Here is a 16,053-nt window from a genome sequence, read left to right on the forward strand (position 1 = left end):
ATGGTATTCCCATACCGCCCACCTTCCCGCGTCTACATCAACGCAACATCAACACCAAAACAGAAAAACCGCTCCGGCTCGCGTATGTCTCCAATCGCAGGCAGCGGTCGGCAATTTGAGACCAACACTCCATACGGGGTAAGCCTCTAATTGCGCCAGACCGGGCGTTCGGGTCCGCTGGAACCTATCTGCAGTTCGGAGTCCAAGCCTGACGCTGCAAAGATGAGCCTCAACGCGCGGATAGGAAGCCCCTGCTGGAAAAGCGCCGTCGGTACTCGGCTGGACTAAGCCCCGTCATCTTCTTGAATAACCGGCGGAATGCACGCGGGTCCGAATATCCAACGGCTTCCGAAATCGCGTCAACATTCTTAGCGTCCGTCTCAAGAAACTGCTTGGCCTCTTCGATCCGGAGCGACTGCACATAGTCTCTTGGACTATATCCGGTCGCGGCGCGGAAGCGTCGGTCGAATGTGCGCCGCGGAAGGCCACTGCGGGAGATCATGTGCCCCACTGCGTCGTCTTCGCTGTAGGCGTTGGCAAGCCAAGCCTGGCATTCCTGAATGACGGCGTCCTCACTCTGCAAGCGTCTCATGGGGGCTGCATAATGCCGCTGGCCGTCGGGCTTTGGATCCACGCAATAGAAACGAGCAGATTTCGCAGCGTGTTCAGGTCCGATGTGTCGCGCGATCAGGTATAGCGCGAGATCCTGCCAGGACGCCATACCGCCCGACATGACGATCGAGGCACCTTCGCCTGCGAAGGTCAACGTACGGTCCGGACAAAATGCCACCTGTGGGTATCGCTTCTCAAAGACTTCTGCCATCGACCAATGCGCCGTTGCCTCTTCACCGTCGAGCAACCCGGCGTCCGCCAAAAGCGCCGAGCCAGAGCAAGCTGTTGCAAGACGGGCACCGGCCGCGTGGCGTTCGACGACCCAGTCTATTTCCGAACCCAAAACTTCCTTCGGAGGGGTCAGCATGCCGATCCTGAAGTTGGGTAGACAGATGATCTCGGCGTCGTTCGCCTCCTCTAGAGTCGCATCGGGCATCACCGGTACGCCGCTGATACAGCGGAATGGCTCTTTCGTGCGCGCAACAATCCTCACGCGTGTCATGGGCGGGGTGGGCGTGCCTTCGGTCAGATACGACCACGCTGAACCTACCGAAGTCAGCAGGTCGTAGAGGCCGTAGAGAATGGCGCCCCTGCAACTCTCGGCAGCCAGAACGTCGATCCGCAAAGGATCAGCGGTGAAATCCCTGGTCATCAATTCACGGGACCTCCTCTGTTGGACCGGTGGCCGAATTGGCCCTCTTTTGGCCAGTTTGACCCTGACGGGATCGATCTTCCTGTACCAGTTTGGGGTAGCCCAAGAAATTATGCGAGGAAAATCATGACCTATGAAGTATTCAAATTCGCTGAAAAAGCAGGCTGGGACGCGCGCGCAGCTGCTTACAACGACTTCACGGGGCAGGTGACAACGGCTGCAATTCCCACGCTTCTGGCGATGGCCGAAACGGCCCCTGGAAAGCGCATTCTCGACCTTTGCTGCGGCACCGGGCGGGCTGCCGGCGCAGCAAGTGCGCTTGGCGCCCAATCTGACGGGATCGATGTCTCCGCAGCGATGGTCGAGGCAGCTCGGAGCGCTTTCCCATCCGTGAGCTTTGAAACGGGCGATGCTGAAGCGATCCCGAAACGCGACGGCACGTACGATGCCGTGATTTGCTCCTTCGGGGTCATGCATGTGGGCAGCCCCAAGGCCATGTTCAACGAGATTGCACGCGTTCTGAAACCTGGAGGTCGAGTTGCACTCAGCCATTGGATCGGTCCTCCGGAGTCGCCACTTTTCCGGATCGTCTTTGGCACGATGCAGCGGCTTGCAGACATGTCGGTCGTACCACCGTCCCCGCCTCCTTTCGCGCTTTCTTCCGAAGACTCCATGCGAGAGGCCCTCGAGCCGGCGGGCTTCCGCGAGGTGTCGAGTATCCGGCTACCGCTCGTATTCAAGGCACCCAAGGGACAATTCGCCAAACACTTCAGGGTTTTCGCCGCAAGGGCAGCAGTCATTCTGGACAAGCAGCCTGAAGATATCCTGAAGGAAATCTACGCAACATGGGAAACTCAGTTGCAGGACTTCCTAGTCGACGGGGAATACCATGTTCCTATGCCAGCCATAGCTGTTTCTGCCGTTCGTGCAGTTTAGGTCGAAGCACGGTCTTCGACCGGCGTTTGTGGCTTTTCGTGACGCAGATTACAGAGATCTTCCACCACTCAGGTTAACGTGGTGTCATACAGCGGAGGTTCCCATGATCATTTCATCGACAAAACCCGCCAACATCTTTGACACATTGGTGCGTGCATTTCAGCAGTGTGCCAAGATGCAACGCCGTGTCGACCGGTTCCACTGACCCCCTTACCGCCCCGTGGACTTTGTCCACCAACTAGCCCCGGAGGTCTTCCCAAAGGCTCATCCTGCCTTCTCTCCTTGGATGTGGCGACCTTGGCAATACAACAGGAGTGTGTGCCGCTCAGGATGTGTCGCAAGAAGAGACAACTGTCTGCCTTATACGTCGGGATGGCGCACACATACGCGCATTTATCACTTCGTGGAACGACGTCGGACCGGACGCTTACGAACTGCCACCCGCCATATCCTTGGAAATCTGTTCGACGAGCAGACGCATCTTGCAATTTTCGGCGATGTCGAGGGCTTCACTCAGGCAGGCTTGGGCTGTCTTGTGTTGCCCGGTTTGATTCAGTACCGCGCCAAGCGTATGGAGTGCGTATGCCAACACGCCTTGGTTTCCATTCTGGCGAGCTCGGGCGACAGCGACACGAGCCTGGTCTTCGCCTTTTCGAGTGTCGCCCAATGCAGCCCAACAAGCGGCAAGGTGAACGGCCTGCGTTCCTCGGCTACTGCCTCCACTGGATTCCATCGCCACCGACCGCTGTAAAAGCGGTAACGCCTCCTCCGCGCGGTTCATCCGGATCAATGCGAGACCAAGCGGGGAGGCAACGGAATGGAACCAAGCGTGGTTCTCATCCTCCTTCGTCAGCGACAGGACCGATTGCAGCGTCTCGGCAGCCAGCTCGGTGTGGCCGAACCGCAGCCAGAACAACCCGGTGGCAATACCCGAAAGGATCCGGAAAAACGGCGGGCGATCATGCGCCAGATCGTTCTGGCAATCGAGCACCTCGAATTTCACTTCTTCGAACCGCCCCAACTCGGCCGCACACCAGATCAGCCACATGCGCGCCAGCGCATAAGTGACAGGAGACAGTTCGTGTGGCGACCCGGCCTGGGTCCGGAACGCCTCCATCACAGTACGGGCGGAGAAGAAAGCTTCTTCAAACCGTCCGAGAGCTGCAAGTATCTGGGCCTGCAGGAATTGCAACTCGGCAACTTCGCGGTGCTCACCCAGATATCTGTTGTCAGTGATCAGGATGTCGATACGGGTTAGGGCATCGGCAAGCTGCCCCTGCGCGACGGCATTGCCGATGAGGTGCCGCCGCACCAGGTGAGACCGTTTGGTATCGCCAATCCGATCGCAGATCGCTTGGGCTTCGTTCAGACGGGTCTCAATATCCTGAAATCGCGACCTCGCGAAAAGCCCTTCACGCAGAGTGAGGCGGATGTCGATCGCGAGGCGGTCTATTTCGTCGGTCCGGCCTAGCACGCGCGTCTCGGCTTGCAGAGCTTTGCAGAGCATGTCGATGCTCTCGGTATATGCAAGTCGGGCACCTGCCCGACGGCCCGCTTCGAAATAGGCTTGGGCTGCCTGCTCGAAGAAACCGGCGCGCAGGGCTTGCCGACCCATCATCGAGTGCCGTCCCCGCCCGTGATATCCTGCTTCCAGAAACGCATAGATCTTTTGATGCAGACGGCGCCGCTCGGGGCGCAGGAGGGATCGATAGGCTGCCTCACCCACGACCGGATTGACAAAGGTGTAGAGTATTCTGGGCAGAAACCCGGTCTCGCGCACCATGCCGCTGTCGATAACCGTTGCGAGCAGGCTCTTCATTTCGTCTTCCGACTTGTCGGTCAGGGCGCAGAGAGTTTCCAGAGATGCCGGCTGTTCGAATGCCGCGCCAACCTGAAGCAGGTGCCTCGCGCCCTCAGGCAGGCGATCAATCCTTTCTTCGAAGAGATCGGCGACACTGTCGGGGACGATTATCTCGTCCGCGGCGTCCCGGCCATCAACGGGCTCTCCGCGCTCGGCCAAGTGTCGGGCGAACTCGGTCAGGAACCGTGGGTTGCCTTCCGCCCGGTCGAGAACGCGCTCGACGACCGATTTCGATACGCCCGTGTCAGCCAGCTGATCCAGCAGAAGCTGTGCCGAGGTCGCTCGGTCGAGCGGCCTCAACTGCAAGACCTGACGCACGATCGGCCGGAAATCTGCCATGTCTTCGCGCGCGAACAGGATCAGCAGCAGGGGTTCGGTGTCCACCATACTTGCCACGGCTTTGAGGAAATTTCGGCTGGATGCGTCCGACCACTGGAAATTGTCGATGGCGATGATCAGAGGACCCTGCGCAGCCAGTGTCGTGAGCACCCGCTTTAACGCGGTCAGGGCCGATATGCGTCGTTGCTCGACCTTTTGCGGGTCCGTTTCTTCGCTGTCCGACAGCAGCAACCAGTTCACATCGTCAACGTGCCCGGCAAGGCTTTCGTCCAATTGGACCATTCGTTCCGGGATTTTCTGTGCCAGTTTTGACTGATCTTTCGGGTCGACCATCAGTAATCCCAACACCAGTCGGCGCAGCAAGGCGTTCGGGTCGGACTGATCGAGCGACCGGCTTGAAGCCAGGGCCATTCGAATATTGGTCGGTTGCAGTTGCCTGCTGAACTCCAAAAGCAGCCTGGTCTTTCCCAGACCCGCACCGCCAAGAACCGAAATGATGTCACCGCCGCCCTCGGACAACTGACCGACGGCCGCAGTGAAAAAGTTCATTTCCCGTTCCCGCCCGATGAACGGCGATTGCGCAGAGGCATTTTCAAGCAAGATATCCTTTGGGCTGGTCCCCACGGAAACCAGCTGAAAGGCGCCTTTTTCTTCCAGCTTTCGCGCGTCGATAGCGTATCCGGCAAGACGCCGAGTGGCATCGCTGATCAAGACGGTTCCCGGCGCGGCTGCTGCTTCCAGATGCGCGGCGTTGTTGACCACTTCCCCCATCGCGTCGAGGTTGACCCGGCCGTTGCCTTCGGTGACGTTGACCACCGCCGTGCCCGAACTCAGCCCAACCCTTAACTGTACCGAACTCCCATTTGGGGCGACGAGGCGATCGGCAAGAGACAGAAGATCCATCGCCGCATAGCAGGCGCGATATGCGTGGTCTTCCAACGCAAGCGGTGCGCCAAAAACGCAGAACATCCCGTCTCCCATGATCTTGGCGACAACGCCCCCCGCGGCTTCGATGGCGGGTGACAGCGCCTCGATCGAGCGGGTCAGGAAATGCTGGGCATCTTCGGGGTCAAGACCGGCAACCAGCCGGGTCGACCCGACAATATCGGCAAAGACGATCGTGACATGCTTGCGTGCTTCCTTGCTGGAACCAACCGCGACCGGCTCTTCGGCATGCATCGCCGCTGACGGGGCCGGGCGAGCCTGACCGTTTGCGTAGGGCGCTCCACAGCCGTGGCAGAACCGTGCGCCTGGTTGCAGTTCGGTGGCGCAGCTGGCGCAGCGCGGCTTCTGCTGTGCGCCGCAACCAGGGCAAAACCGGGCATTCGGAGGCAGTTCGCTTCCGCAAGACGCGCAGGTTGCTAGGTTGACGTGCTCGGGCAAGGTTGTTTCAGGGGGTAAGGTCCAGAGCTTCGACCACTCGCACATAGGGGATTTGAGCGGTCTTGTTCACCGCCTCGACATCGGCGGCATTCTCGGCCTCGAAAAGGCACATCGACCGGTCTTCGCCCGGAACGAAAGTCGTACGGATGTAACGTACTGCGCGCCCGTCCTCATCGAACGCGCTGGAACATTCGATGGCCCGCTTTTGCGCGGCCGCGAGCTGTTCCATCGTAATCCCCTTCAGATCACGCTCGACCATAAACACAGCCATGTGACATTCCCCGCTGGTATCCACGATTGCTGTTAATACTAACAAAACACCGATACGGAAAAAAGTCCGGGATGCCTTGCTGAACACTGATGGTATTTCTGCTTTTCTGAAAGGACGACAGAGTTCAGCGCGCAGTCTATTGATCGACCCCCAGCAGCCGCTCCATGAGCTTGATCTTCAGCGCTTTCATCAGCCCGGCATCGCCGAGCGGCGGTGTCAGAAGGAACCCGGTTGAGCAGGGCAGGGCGGTTTCGTAGCCTGTTGGCATGCCGAAACGTGATCTGTTCAAATACTTCCACAGCAGCCCAGAGATCATTCGTCTGGCAGTCATGCTGGACGTCAGATTTCCCCTGTCATCGCGCAATGTCGAGGATCTGCTCCAGGAGCGCAGCCTCGCCAGCCGACAGAAATTCAGGCTCAGCCGGGCCGCCGCTCTGGCCGAGTGGCGTCGACTTGCTGCGGCATAAACGGCAGGGTTATTGTCCAAAGGAACCATACTGATTGTTTGCTGGGTCACTTCTCAGCAGAAATCAACAATTCGGGTCCTTTGCCAGCGGGTCTGAGAAACCTGATCAGTGATCGATATTCCGCGCCGCCTCCTCGATGCGCAGGCAAACACGGTCATGATATCACTCTCGCATGTCTCTGACCGTCCGCAAGATCGACACCTGTCTCGCAACAATCGGCTCCGAAGCCTTCGCGCCGGTCTACGTTGATTTGGTCGACACGCTCGGCATCGACCAGATCATGGTTTTCTCTATTGAAAATGACCGCGCCCGCTGCCTGCTTTCATATCACTTCTCGAATGCGGCTCTCGCCGGCAAGCTGGCTGCGGCCTATCTCGATGGATGGTTCCGGCGCGACCCTTTCCCCGCGCGTTCGACTGTGACTTCTGCCCTGGCTATCCCAGGTGCACTTGTCGAAATCGAAGCTGTCGCGGCGATCCCCGAGACCGACAAGAAAAGCTGACCCATGTGGACAACGGTTTGTGAGGCCATTGCGACGCAAATCGGCGAAGACCGCATCGTCAAGCCCGATGAAGCGGAGGGTCGTCTGATCTCGGTCACCGGAGAGGCAATGCCGGCTGTCCCAATCCTGCGTCCGCGCGATACCGAGCAACTGGCCAAGGCCCTCGAAATCTGTTCGGCGCACAAGACGCCTGTCATCCCGATGGGCGGCAGCACGGGGCTGGTCGGCGGCCTTCGCCATACCGGCAAGGAATTGTACCTTTCGCTGGAACTGATGAACCGGATCGAAAGCATCGATCCCGTCAACCGCGTGGCAACGGTTCAGGCCGGGGTGGTGTTGCAGAACCTGCAACAGGCCGCAGAAGACGCATGCCTCTCTTTCCCGATGGACCTTGGTTCCCGAGGCAGCGCAACAGTCGGCGGGATGATCTCGACCAATGCCGGGGGCGAAAAAGCCTTTCGCATTGGCATGATGCGCGAACAGGTCCTGGGCATGGAGGTCGTCACCTCTTCGGGTCAGATCCTCGATTTGTCCAACGCCATGATCAAGAACAATTCCGGCTACGACCTCAAGCATCTGTTCATCGGTGCCGAAGGGACGCTTGGCATCGTTACCTGCGCTCAATTGCGGCTTCGCCCGCAACTGCCGAACGTCAACACCGCTTTCGCACTGGTTCCCGATTTTGCCTCGGCCCTTGAGGTGCGGCATCGGGTCGAAGCGGCGTTGGGCAACGATCTGACCGCGTTCGAGGTGATGTGGCCAGAGGTCTACGAGATGACAACGGGCCACAGGACCGGGCGGCTACCGCTGCCGATTGCCTCTGGCGTCTACCTTCTGTTCGAAAGCGAAGCGGGAACTGCGCGCGATCCGGAAGCCTTCGAAACCGCGATGGCTGCGCTTTATGAGGATGGCCTTGTCGAGGATATGGCCATCGCCGCGTCCGAAGCGGATCGACGGGACATGTGGTCAATCCGCAACGACATAGATGCTATCATCCGGAACTTGTCTCCCTTCCTGGCTTTCGATGTTTCGCTGCCTGTTTCCAAGATGGAGCTTTTTGTTCAGGATCTGGAGACGGCACTGACCACGCGATGGCCGAAAACCCGATTTGCGCGCTTCGGGCACATGGGAGACAACAACCTGCATGCCGTCGTGAGTATCGGTCAGGACACGTCACACTATAAGAACGACATAAGTAGTATCGTCTATGACCGGGTTACGATGATGAATGGATGCATCTCGGCGGAGCACGGCATAGGGATCGACAAGTTGCCCTGGTTCGAATTGGGGAAAACCTCGTCGGCCATTGCCCTCATGCACACCATCCGCACCGCGCTGGATCCGAACAATATCCTGAACCCGGGCAAGAAGATTGGGGCCGTCGGATAAGATGGCTCGGAATGGTACTTTGGAACCTTGAAAAACTGAGACACACGGTCAAGGCTTGACCTGATCTAAAGCCGTGGATGAACCTTCCGGTTCGTCGAATTGCTATCACGGAACTTGTGACGTGACCCGGCTGCGAAAGGAACGCACCAATGAACAAGCACCTCTCCGCAAAACGCCTTGAGATGACGCTGGAGGACCGGCTGCACCAGGAGGAGGGCTGGGTCTACATGACCGGCATGCAGGCGCTGGTGCGGCTTCCGATCCAGCAGCGCAAGCGGGACATGGCAGCGGGCCTGAACACGGGCGGCTACATCTCGGGCTATCGCGGCTCTCCGGTCGGGACCTATGACATGAGCCTGTGGCAGGCGGCAAAGGTTCTGAAGGAGAACAACATCTACTTTCAACCGGGTGTGAACGAAGACCAGGCGGCCACGGCGACCTGGGGCGCGCAGATGGTCGGGCTGTTCCCCGGGGCCAAGGTCGACGGGGTCTTTTCGATCTGGTACGGCAAGGCGCCGGGCATGGATCGTTCGATGGACCCATTGCGGCACGCCAACCTGGCCGGAACCAACCCCAAGGGCGGCTCGCTCTTGCTGGTGGGGGATGACCATGGCGCCAAATCCTCGACCGTGGCCTGCTATTCGGACATGAATTTCGCCTCGCTTGGCATGCCCCTGCTGGCGCCGGCGAATGCGCAGGACGTGCTGGATTTCGGCCTGCACGGGATCGCGATGAGCCGGTTTGCCTCGACCCTCGTGGGCATGAAACTGGTGACCGACGTGGTCGAGGGTGGCGGTTCGGTTCACGTGGCGCCGGACAGCCCGAAGATCACCGTTCCCGAGGACAGCGGGCCGGACACCTCGATCAGGCCCTATGTTCCGATTCTGGAGCAGGAGCGGCTTTTGTGGGAGGTTAAGCTGCCCAAGGTGCTGGCCTATGCCCGGGCCAACGGCCTCAACCGGCAGGACGGTCCGGCGACGGCGCGGATCGGGATCGTGGCGGCCGGCAAGGCCTGGCAGGACCTTAACCAGGCTCTGGCGGGGCTGGGCTATCGCGATGGCAGGATCGGTACGATCGAGGTGCGCCGGCTGAAGCTTGGCCTGATCTGGCCGCTGGATGATGCCGAGATCCGCGCCTTTGCGGAAGGGCTGGAGACGATCCTTGTCGTCGAGGAAAAGCGTCCGCTGCTCGAAGACCAGATCCGGTCGATCCTTTACGGTTCGGGCCTCTCCCCGCGCATCGTCGGCAAGACCTTCCATGGGTATGCCTACACGGCGGCGGCGGCGGATTGTGCCTTTCCCAAGACGGGCGAGATCGACCCGAACCTGGTGACGCGTGTCCTGGTGCGCGTGGCCAATGAAATCGACCCCGCGTGCGGTATTTCCATGCCGAACCGCCCGGATACGCCGCCGTCGTTGGCGGGTGGCACGATCCGTCCGCCGTCCTTCTGCGCGGGTTGCCCGCACGGGCGCTCGACCCAGGTCGTGGCGGGCAGTCGGGCACTGGCGGGGATCGGCTGTCACACGATGGCGATGCTGCGCGACCCGACCAAGACGAACTCGGTCAGTCACATGGGCGGAGAAGGCGCGATGTGGCTGGGCCAATTCCCGTTCACCGACGAGGAGCATGTCTTTGCCAACATGGGCGATGGCACCTATTTCCATTCCGGGATGATGGCGATCCGTGCGGCCGTCGCGGCAAAGGCCACGATGACCTACAAGCTGCTGCACAACGGTTTTGTCTCGATGACCGGAGGACAGCCGCACGATGGGGAACTCTCGCCCCTGCAAATGATCGAGCAGGTCCGCGCCGAAGGGGTGGAGCGCATCGCGCTGGTCACCGACGAGCCTGAGAAATACGAAGGCCGCTCGCTGGGCGTCGGGGTCACGTTGCACCCGCGCGCTGAACTGGACATGGTCCAGAAGGACATCCGCACGCACAAGGGCGTTTCGGTGATCATCTACGATCAGCCCTGCGCCACAGAGCGCCGACGCCTGCGCAAGCGCGGAAAATGGGCCGACCCGGACAAGCGCGTCTTCATCAATCCGGATGTCTGCGAGGGATGCGGTGATTGCTCGACGATCTCGGGCTGCATGGCGATCGAGCCGCTGGAAACCGATTTCGGCCGCAAGCGGGTGATCAACCAGTCCTCGTGCAACAAGGATTTCTCCTGCGTCGAGGGCTTCTGCCCGTCTTTCGTGACGGTTTCGGGGGCCACGCCGCGAAAGGCGAAGCGGGCCGATCTGGCCATCGATGTGAGCCACCTGCCGCTGCCTGCACCGCGCGACGTCGACGGGTCCTGGTCGATCCTGGTGTCCGGTATCGGCGGAGCAGGGGTAGTGACCATCGGCCAGACCCTGGCCGTGGCCGCCCATGCGGATGGCTATTTCTCGTCCAACCTCGACATCACCGGACTGGCGCAGAAATACGGCGCGGTGCACAGCCATATCAAGCTGGCGGTCAGCCCCGACCAGATGCGCGCGACGCGGATCGCCATGGGCGAGGCGGATGCGCTGATCGGCTGCGACCTGGTGGTGGCGGCGGGTGACGAGGCGTTGTCCAAGCTGACGCCGGGCAAATCGGTGGCGGTGACGGATACGACCGTGGTGCCGACGGCGGAGTTCTCGAAGAATCCCGATTGGCAACTGAACGGCGATGAGCAGATCGAGCGGCTGCACCGGGTCCTGGGCGAGGGCGCGCGCGGCATGAATGCGCAGGACCTCGCAGAAAGGATCATGGGCGACCGGGTGTTTGCCAACATGCTGTTGATGGGGGCCTCGTGGCAACAGGGCGGCATTCCACTGTCGCTGGCCGCGATCCACCGGGCGATCGAGCTCAACGGCGTGTCGGTTGCTCTCAACAAGCAGGCGTTCGACCTTGGCCGCCTTGCCTTTGCCGATCCGGAGGCGGTGCGCGCCCTTGCCGGCGAGACCGCGCCGATCCTGCTGGAGGCACACCGGGCGCCGACGTTGCAGGAGGTTGTGGCCCGACGTGTCGAGGAACTGACCGCTTACAAGGATGCGGAATTGGCCCGCTATTATCGCAACATGGTCGAAAAGGTCGAGGCCGCGGGCCTTGGTGACGCGGCGGTGATGGCTGTTGCGCGTGGGCTCTACAAGCTGATGGCGGTGAAGGACGAGTGGGAGGTCGCTCGCCTCTACGGCAAGCCTTCGTTCAGTCAAGCCCTGTCGCAGACCTTCGAGGGTGACATTGAACTGACCTTCCATTTCGGCGCCTGGCCCTTTGGCGGCACCGATCCAAAAAGCGGCAAACCGGTCAAGGGTCCGGTGAAAGGCAAAACGGCGCTGCGGTTCTTTGGCCTGATGAACCGGTTCAGGGGCTTGCGTGGCACGGTTCTGGACCCGTTCCGGAACACTGCCGAGGCCAAGCTCGCCCGCAAGCTTTTGGCCGACTACGAAGCGGACATCGATTTTGCGCTCACCAATTGGTCGGACGGCACCGCTGATGCGCTGACCGAATTGCTGGACCTGCCCGAGCATATCCGCGGCTATGGCCACGTGCGTGAACGCCATGCCGAGGCAGCCGGGAAGCGCCGCGCCGCGTTGAAGGCCGCGGTTACCAACCCGACTGCACATGCTGCGTGACCAGAACACGGTATGAAACTGAGGTCGGCCAAGGTCACAGCCGACAAGACAGCCATCGGCGCGCGGGCGTTGCAGTCGGCAATCGGCACCCAACCGGAAGAGGTCGACCACCGGCGGCGTTGGACGGAGTGCAGACGAGAGACGTTGCGTATTCGCGCCGGGGTGGCATTTGCAGCGTCTGGCGCAAGCGAGGAGGCACGAACCTATGATCTGGATCGCCCTGCACTACGCCTTGGTGCTCGCCTGAAGCTGCAGTGCTCGGTTGAAGGCGATCCCATCATTTATCATTCGGCTGTCCTCTGTCTGAACACTCCGCCCGGTGATTTGCAAGCACTTGCATTGCTTCTTTGTACTTATCCTTTGAGGACAGAAATCAACTGGGGCTGTCCATCAGCGATATGCAGTTATGTGTCGGCGACATGTTAAGATCGAGCGCAAGCGCCACGACTCCTGAAGCCTATCAACAGTGACAGATATCGCTAATGATCCAAATGAAAATAGTTCAAAAAATCAGTGCCCTGGGCGTATTTGTCGCGACGTCCACCACGGCGCTGGCCAATGACGTCGTCCTTCAGAATGGTCGTGTGATCGACCCTGAGACGGGTCTCGATGCAATCCGCAACGTAGCGATCCAAGACGGCCGTATCTCGGCGATCAGCGAGTTCCCCCTTGAAGGCGATATCGTGGTCGATGCTACGGGTCATGTCGTTTCTCCCGGTTTCATCGACTTGCATGCCCATGGGCAGAGCATCGGCGACTATCGCATGCAGGCGATGCAAGGCGTCACAACCGCGCTGGAGCTCGAATCCGGCGTCCTGCCCATCGGCGACTGGTACGACGGGCAGGCGGCCAAGGACCTGCCGATCAACTACGGTGCCGCCGCGGGCTGGACCTATGGTCGGATCGCCACCTTCGGCAACAATGATCCACTGGCGACCGTCGAGTATTTCCAAGAGGCTCAGGCAGACAACGATTGGAAGATGGAGATAGCCGACCCAGACCAGTCCCAACGGATCCTGTCGTTGGTGGAACAGGGTCTCAAGGAGGGCGGTCTGGGGATCGGGGTCAACGCCGGCTATGCGCCGGGATATGGTCAGAAAGAGTATTTCGCCCTGGCGGCACTCGCTGACAGGTATGGCGTGGCCACGTACACCCATGTCCGTTATGCCAGCGTCATCGAGCCGCAAAGCTCCTTCGAGGCGCTGAAGGAACTGATTTCCAACGCGGCGATTACCGGCGCGCACATGCACATCTGCCACATCAACAGTACCTCGATGGCGGACATCGAGGCCACGCTGGCCCTCGTGGAAGAGGCGATGGCGCAGGGCATCAACATCACCGTCGAGGCCTATCCCTACGGCGCGGCCAGCACTGTGGTCGGCGCCGCCATGTTCACCGGGCCGGACTGGCGGGAACGGATGCAATCGACCTCGGAGAATTTTCAGCTTGGCGCCGACCGGATGACCGAGGACGAACTCGCCGATTACCAGGCCAACAAGCCCGGCACCTTCATCACCTGGCACTTCCTGGATGAAAGCAAGTCCGAGGATCTCGCCATGCTTGACATGTCGGTGACGCATCCCGCCACGTTGATCGCTTCGGATGCGACGTTCTGGTCCTATTTCGACGACGACGGCAATATTCAGACCTATACCGGCGATGAGTGGCCACTGCCGGACAACGTGTTTGCCCATCCGCGCTCGGCCGGGACCTTCGCCAAGATCCTGCGCTCATACGTGCGTGAGCGCGGCGTGCTGTCGCTAAGCGAGGCGATCCGCAAGATGTCTCTGATGCCGGCGCAGACTTTGGAAGACTTCGTGCCACAGATGCGCCGAAAGGGCCGGCTTCAGGTGGGTATGGACGCCGATATCGTGGTGTTCGATCCCAAGACAGTGGCGGACCGCGCGACCTTCGAGAACGCCAACCAACCGGCCGTCGGCGTGCAGACCGTGCTCGTGAACGGCGGCTTTGTCGTTCGCGACGGAAGCCTCCTCCTCGACGCGCCGCATGGACAGCCGATCCGCCGAGCAGTTGCGCAGTAACTTGCTTTCATCTGCTCGGCGGATCGGCTCGAAAGCGAGTTCTGATTGCCGCACTGCTTTGGAAACACAACGGCCAATGTTGCGAAGGTGAAATTACAAGGATCAGGAAACAAGAACGCCTCCATGCGGGATCTTAACCTCAACCAGAGAACGTCGGTTGCCAGGGAAATGCTCGGAAACTGGAAGGACCAACAAGGTCACTTTACCAAGGCCCAATAGACAAAAAGGGGACTATCATATGTACGGTTTCAAAGCTGTAAAATTTCAAGGAAAGAAAACTGCTCGCAAGGCACTTAGTACGCTTGAAGATTATGCTCCGGCCTACGCTTGGTGTGATGACGTAGCCGTGGTGTCGCGCAACCATCTTGGCTTGCTGAGCATTCATAGCACTTGGTCAGCCGATGGTGCGCTGGGAGAGGAAACCGGCTGGGGCCTAATTACGGGTGGGCTGGTTGGATTGTTGTTCGGTCCTGCTGGGGCGGCCGCGGGCGCAGCAATGGGCGGCAGCTTTGGTGCAATGTTTGGCGCTATCGACGAGTTGGCCTTTGACGATCCTGTGCTGGCGGACTTTGCCGGTTCGCTTGAACGAGATACATCGGCTCTGGTCCTGGTGGGCAAAAACGCGACGTTGGATGACTTCGCGTCGGCAGTAGAGCCGCTAGGTGGCACGATCGTGTCAACAGACATTGACGAGACGGACATGAAGGCACTGCGCGCGGCACTCAAGCACACCGGCTGATAAATTGTCCCATCGTGTCAGTGTAGCTGGAACACTCGCGGCTGAGGCCGAGGGTCAGAGAACTGGTCTCCTTGAGGGGGCAATCGCCCAGAGAAAGAACTTCGAAGCTCGAACCGGCGTCTCCTTCGGTATCGACAATCAAATCCAATACTTGGACACGAATTCCGGCAAAAAACCTTCTGACGCATCTTCGAATGCGTTTCGCATCTATGGCACATGGAGAGCTGTGGGTCAGAACACGTCGAACGACGGCACGTTGGTCTTCAAGGTCGAGAACCGATCCGCTATCGGAAACAGGATGTCCACACAGGCGCTTGGGCCCTCTCTTGGGTATGCCGGTCTGTTCTCATCCACCTTCAGCGATGCGGGCTGGGTCTTGACCAATTTCTATTGGCGCCAGCGCTTTGCGAGCGGTCGCGGCAGTTTCGTGATCGGACAGGTCGATGTCACCGACTATGTGAATGTCGATGGGTTGGCGAACCCCTGGACGGCGTTTACAAATCTTGAGTTTCAGCAGCAATCAACCTTTCCGGCCCCCAGTCAGGGTTTGGGTGCTGCACTCAGGTGGCGGGTCGATAATAATTGGGTCATTCTGGCTGGTTTCGCACACGCAAATGGCGATCCATCTGACCCAGCTGGAAGCGCAAAAGACCTTTTCGAGACCGGCGAAACCTTCAAGCATTTCGCAATCGGTTGGACCCCTGATTGGGGGGCACTCCTTGACCGGCTCTTGCAGCTTACAGTCTGGCAGGTTGATGAACGCACTGCAGCCGGCGTGCCGGAGGGTCATGGTATCTCATTTGCCGCAAGCGGCCGTTCCGGTTCCTGGCACAGTACGTTCCGCGTCGGATATGCAAACGGTGGTGGTACTGTACTGGATCGTTCGATCAGCTTTGCGACCGCATACGAGGCACGCGGTGGCAAGGACTTTGCCGGCCTTGGATTGAATTGGGGACGTGCACCCGGAAGTTCGCTGAATCAGTACACGCTGGAAGCGTTTTACCGTTATGGCCTGAACGATTTCTTCCAGATCACGCCTCAGGTTCAATATATTGCCAATCCGATCGGCGATCCGAGCTCTGACGGCATCGTGGTCTTCGGAGTACGTTTGAGAGCAGTATTCTAACACTGTTGGGGCTGTGTCAAAGTAGCCGAGGGGAGTGTATCGAATGAGGGCGTTGCACGTCGAAAACCTGACTTTCAATTGGCCCGGGTCGGAAAAAGCGACGCTGCGAATACCAAACCTGTCGCTAGC

11 protein-coding genes and 2 pseudogenes are annotated in these 16,053 nt (G+C 59.7%); 8 read left to right on the forward strand and 5 right to left on the reverse strand.

Annotated features, from left to right (window positions below; translation table 11 throughout):
- Positions 1-229: 229 nt before the first annotated feature.
- Positions 230-1,264: a GlxA family transcriptional regulator gene (locus AC2FLM_RS19355; RefSeq protein WP_496859548.1), complete on the reverse strand. Its 1,035-nt coding sequence runs from the start codon at positions 1,262-1,264 to the stop codon at positions 230-232.
- Positions 1,265-1,390: 126 nt separating this feature from the next.
- On the opposite strand from AC2FLM_RS19355, the gene AC2FLM_RS19360 reads away from it, so the two are divergent.
- Positions 1,391-2,200 (forward strand): class I SAM-dependent methyltransferase, encoded by an 810-nt coding sequence (locus AC2FLM_RS19360; RefSeq protein ID WP_496859549.1) that lies wholly within the window; start codon positions 1,391-1,393, stop codon positions 2,198-2,200.
- A gap of 427 nt (positions 2,201-2,627) precedes the next feature.
- On the opposite strand, the gene AC2FLM_RS19365 is transcribed toward AC2FLM_RS19360, so the two are convergent.
- The 4 genes and pseudogenes from AC2FLM_RS19365 to AC2FLM_RS19380 all read right to left on the reverse strand — a co-directional run bounded on the left by AC2FLM_RS19365 (position 2,628) and on the right by AC2FLM_RS19380 (position 6,322).
- Positions 2,628-5,579: an ATP-binding protein gene (locus AC2FLM_RS19365; protein ID WP_496859556.1), complete on the reverse strand. Its 2,952-nt coding sequence runs from the start codon at positions 5,577-5,579 to the stop codon at positions 2,628-2,630.
- A 57-nt stretch (positions 5,580-5,636) separates the two neighbouring features.
- Positions 5,637-5,828: pseudogene (locus tag AC2FLM_RS19370) on the reverse strand (zinc-ribbon domain-containing protein); the annotation flags it as partial.
- Entirely contained in the window at positions 5,791-6,054 is a 264-nt protein-coding gene (locus AC2FLM_RS19375) for a DUF4242 domain-containing protein (RefSeq protein ID WP_234142301.1), read from the reverse strand. The gene AC2FLM_RS19375 and the pseudogene AC2FLM_RS19370, both read right to left, overlap by 38 nt.
- Before the next feature lie 136 nt (positions 6,055-6,190).
- The gene (locus AC2FLM_RS19380) at positions 6,191-6,322 is read right to left on the reverse strand and encodes a hypothetical protein (protein WP_496859550.1); all 132 of its coding nucleotides are present in this window, start codon (positions 6,320-6,322) and stop codon (positions 6,191-6,193) included.
- On the opposite strand from AC2FLM_RS19380, the pseudogene AC2FLM_RS19385 reads away from it, so the two are divergent.
- From AC2FLM_RS19385 to AC2FLM_RS19415, 7 genes and pseudogenes are all read left to right on the forward strand, one after another.
- Positions 6,321-6,449: pseudogene (locus AC2FLM_RS19385) on the forward strand (IS6 family transposase); the annotation flags it as partial. The gene AC2FLM_RS19380 and the pseudogene AC2FLM_RS19385 sit on opposite strands and share 2 nt — an antisense overlap.
- A gap of 244 nt (positions 6,450-6,693) precedes the next feature.
- Complete coding sequence (locus AC2FLM_RS19390) at positions 6,694-7,023, forward strand: RidA family protein (RefSeq protein ID WP_496859551.1); 330 nt, start codon at positions 6,694-6,696, stop codon at positions 7,021-7,023.
- Between the two features lie 3 nt (positions 7,024-7,026).
- Entirely contained in the window at positions 7,027-8,412 is a 1,386-nt protein-coding gene (locus tag AC2FLM_RS19395; protein WP_496859552.1) for an FAD-binding oxidoreductase, read from the forward strand.
- 149 nt (positions 8,413-8,561) lie between these two features.
- Positions 8,562-12,017: an indolepyruvate ferredoxin oxidoreductase family protein gene (locus AC2FLM_RS19400; RefSeq protein ID WP_496859553.1), complete on the forward strand. Its 3,456-nt coding sequence runs from the start codon at positions 8,562-8,564 to the stop codon at positions 12,015-12,017.
- A gap of 482 nt (positions 12,018-12,499) precedes the next feature.
- Positions 12,500-14,059 carry an amidohydrolase family protein gene (locus AC2FLM_RS19405; protein ID WP_234221942.1) on the forward strand — a complete coding sequence of 520 codons (1,560 nt, stop codon included), beginning with the start codon at positions 12,500-12,502 and terminating at the stop codon, positions 14,057-14,059.
- A gap of 238 nt (positions 14,060-14,297) precedes the next feature.
- Positions 14,298-14,798, forward strand: coding sequence for a DUF1269 domain-containing protein (locus AC2FLM_RS19410; protein ID WP_496859554.1), 501 nt, complete (start codon positions 14,298-14,300; stop codon positions 14,796-14,798).
- A 4-nt stretch (positions 14,799-14,802) separates the two neighbouring features.
- Positions 14,803-15,924, forward strand: coding sequence for a carbohydrate porin (locus AC2FLM_RS19415; RefSeq protein WP_496859555.1), 1,122 nt, complete (start codon positions 14,803-14,805; stop codon positions 15,922-15,924).
- Positions 15,925-16,053: the final 129 nt, after the last annotated feature.

It is taken from the genome of Ruegeria sp. SAZD011 (genome assembly GCF_059612545.1).

Coding starts and splice junctions, on each gene's coding strand:
- AC2FLM_RS19355 (WP_496859548.1), bottom strand. CDS start 1,264: ATGACCAGGGATTTCACCGCTGATCCTTTGCGGATCGACGTTCTGGCT.
- AC2FLM_RS19360 (WP_496859549.1), top strand. CDS start 1,391: ATGACCTATGAAGTATTCAAATTCGCTGAAAAAGCAGGCTGGGACGCG.
- AC2FLM_RS19365 (WP_496859556.1), bottom strand. CDS start 5,579: ATGCATGCCGAAGAGCCGGTCGCGGTTGGTTCCAGCAAGGAAGCACGC.
- AC2FLM_RS19375 (WP_234142301.1), bottom strand. CDS start 6,054: ATGGCTGTGTTTATGGTCGAGCGTGATCTGAAGGGGATTACGATGGAA.
- AC2FLM_RS19380 (WP_496859550.1), bottom strand. CDS start 6,322: ATGCCAACAGGCTACGAAACCGCCCTGCCCTGCTCAACCGGGTTCCTT.
- AC2FLM_RS19390 (WP_496859551.1), top strand. CDS start 6,694: ATGTCTCTGACCGTCCGCAAGATCGACACCTGTCTCGCAACAATCGGC.
- AC2FLM_RS19395 (WP_496859552.1), top strand. CDS start 7,027: ATGTGGACAACGGTTTGTGAGGCCATTGCGACGCAAATCGGCGAAGAC.
- AC2FLM_RS19400 (WP_496859553.1), top strand. CDS start 8,562: ATGAACAAGCACCTCTCCGCAAAACGCCTTGAGATGACGCTGGAGGAC.
- AC2FLM_RS19405 (WP_234221942.1), top strand. CDS start 12,500: ATGATCCAAATGAAAATAGTTCAAAAAATCAGTGCCCTGGGCGTATTT.
- AC2FLM_RS19410 (WP_496859554.1), top strand. CDS start 14,298: ATGTACGGTTTCAAAGCTGTAAAATTTCAAGGAAAGAAAACTGCTCGC.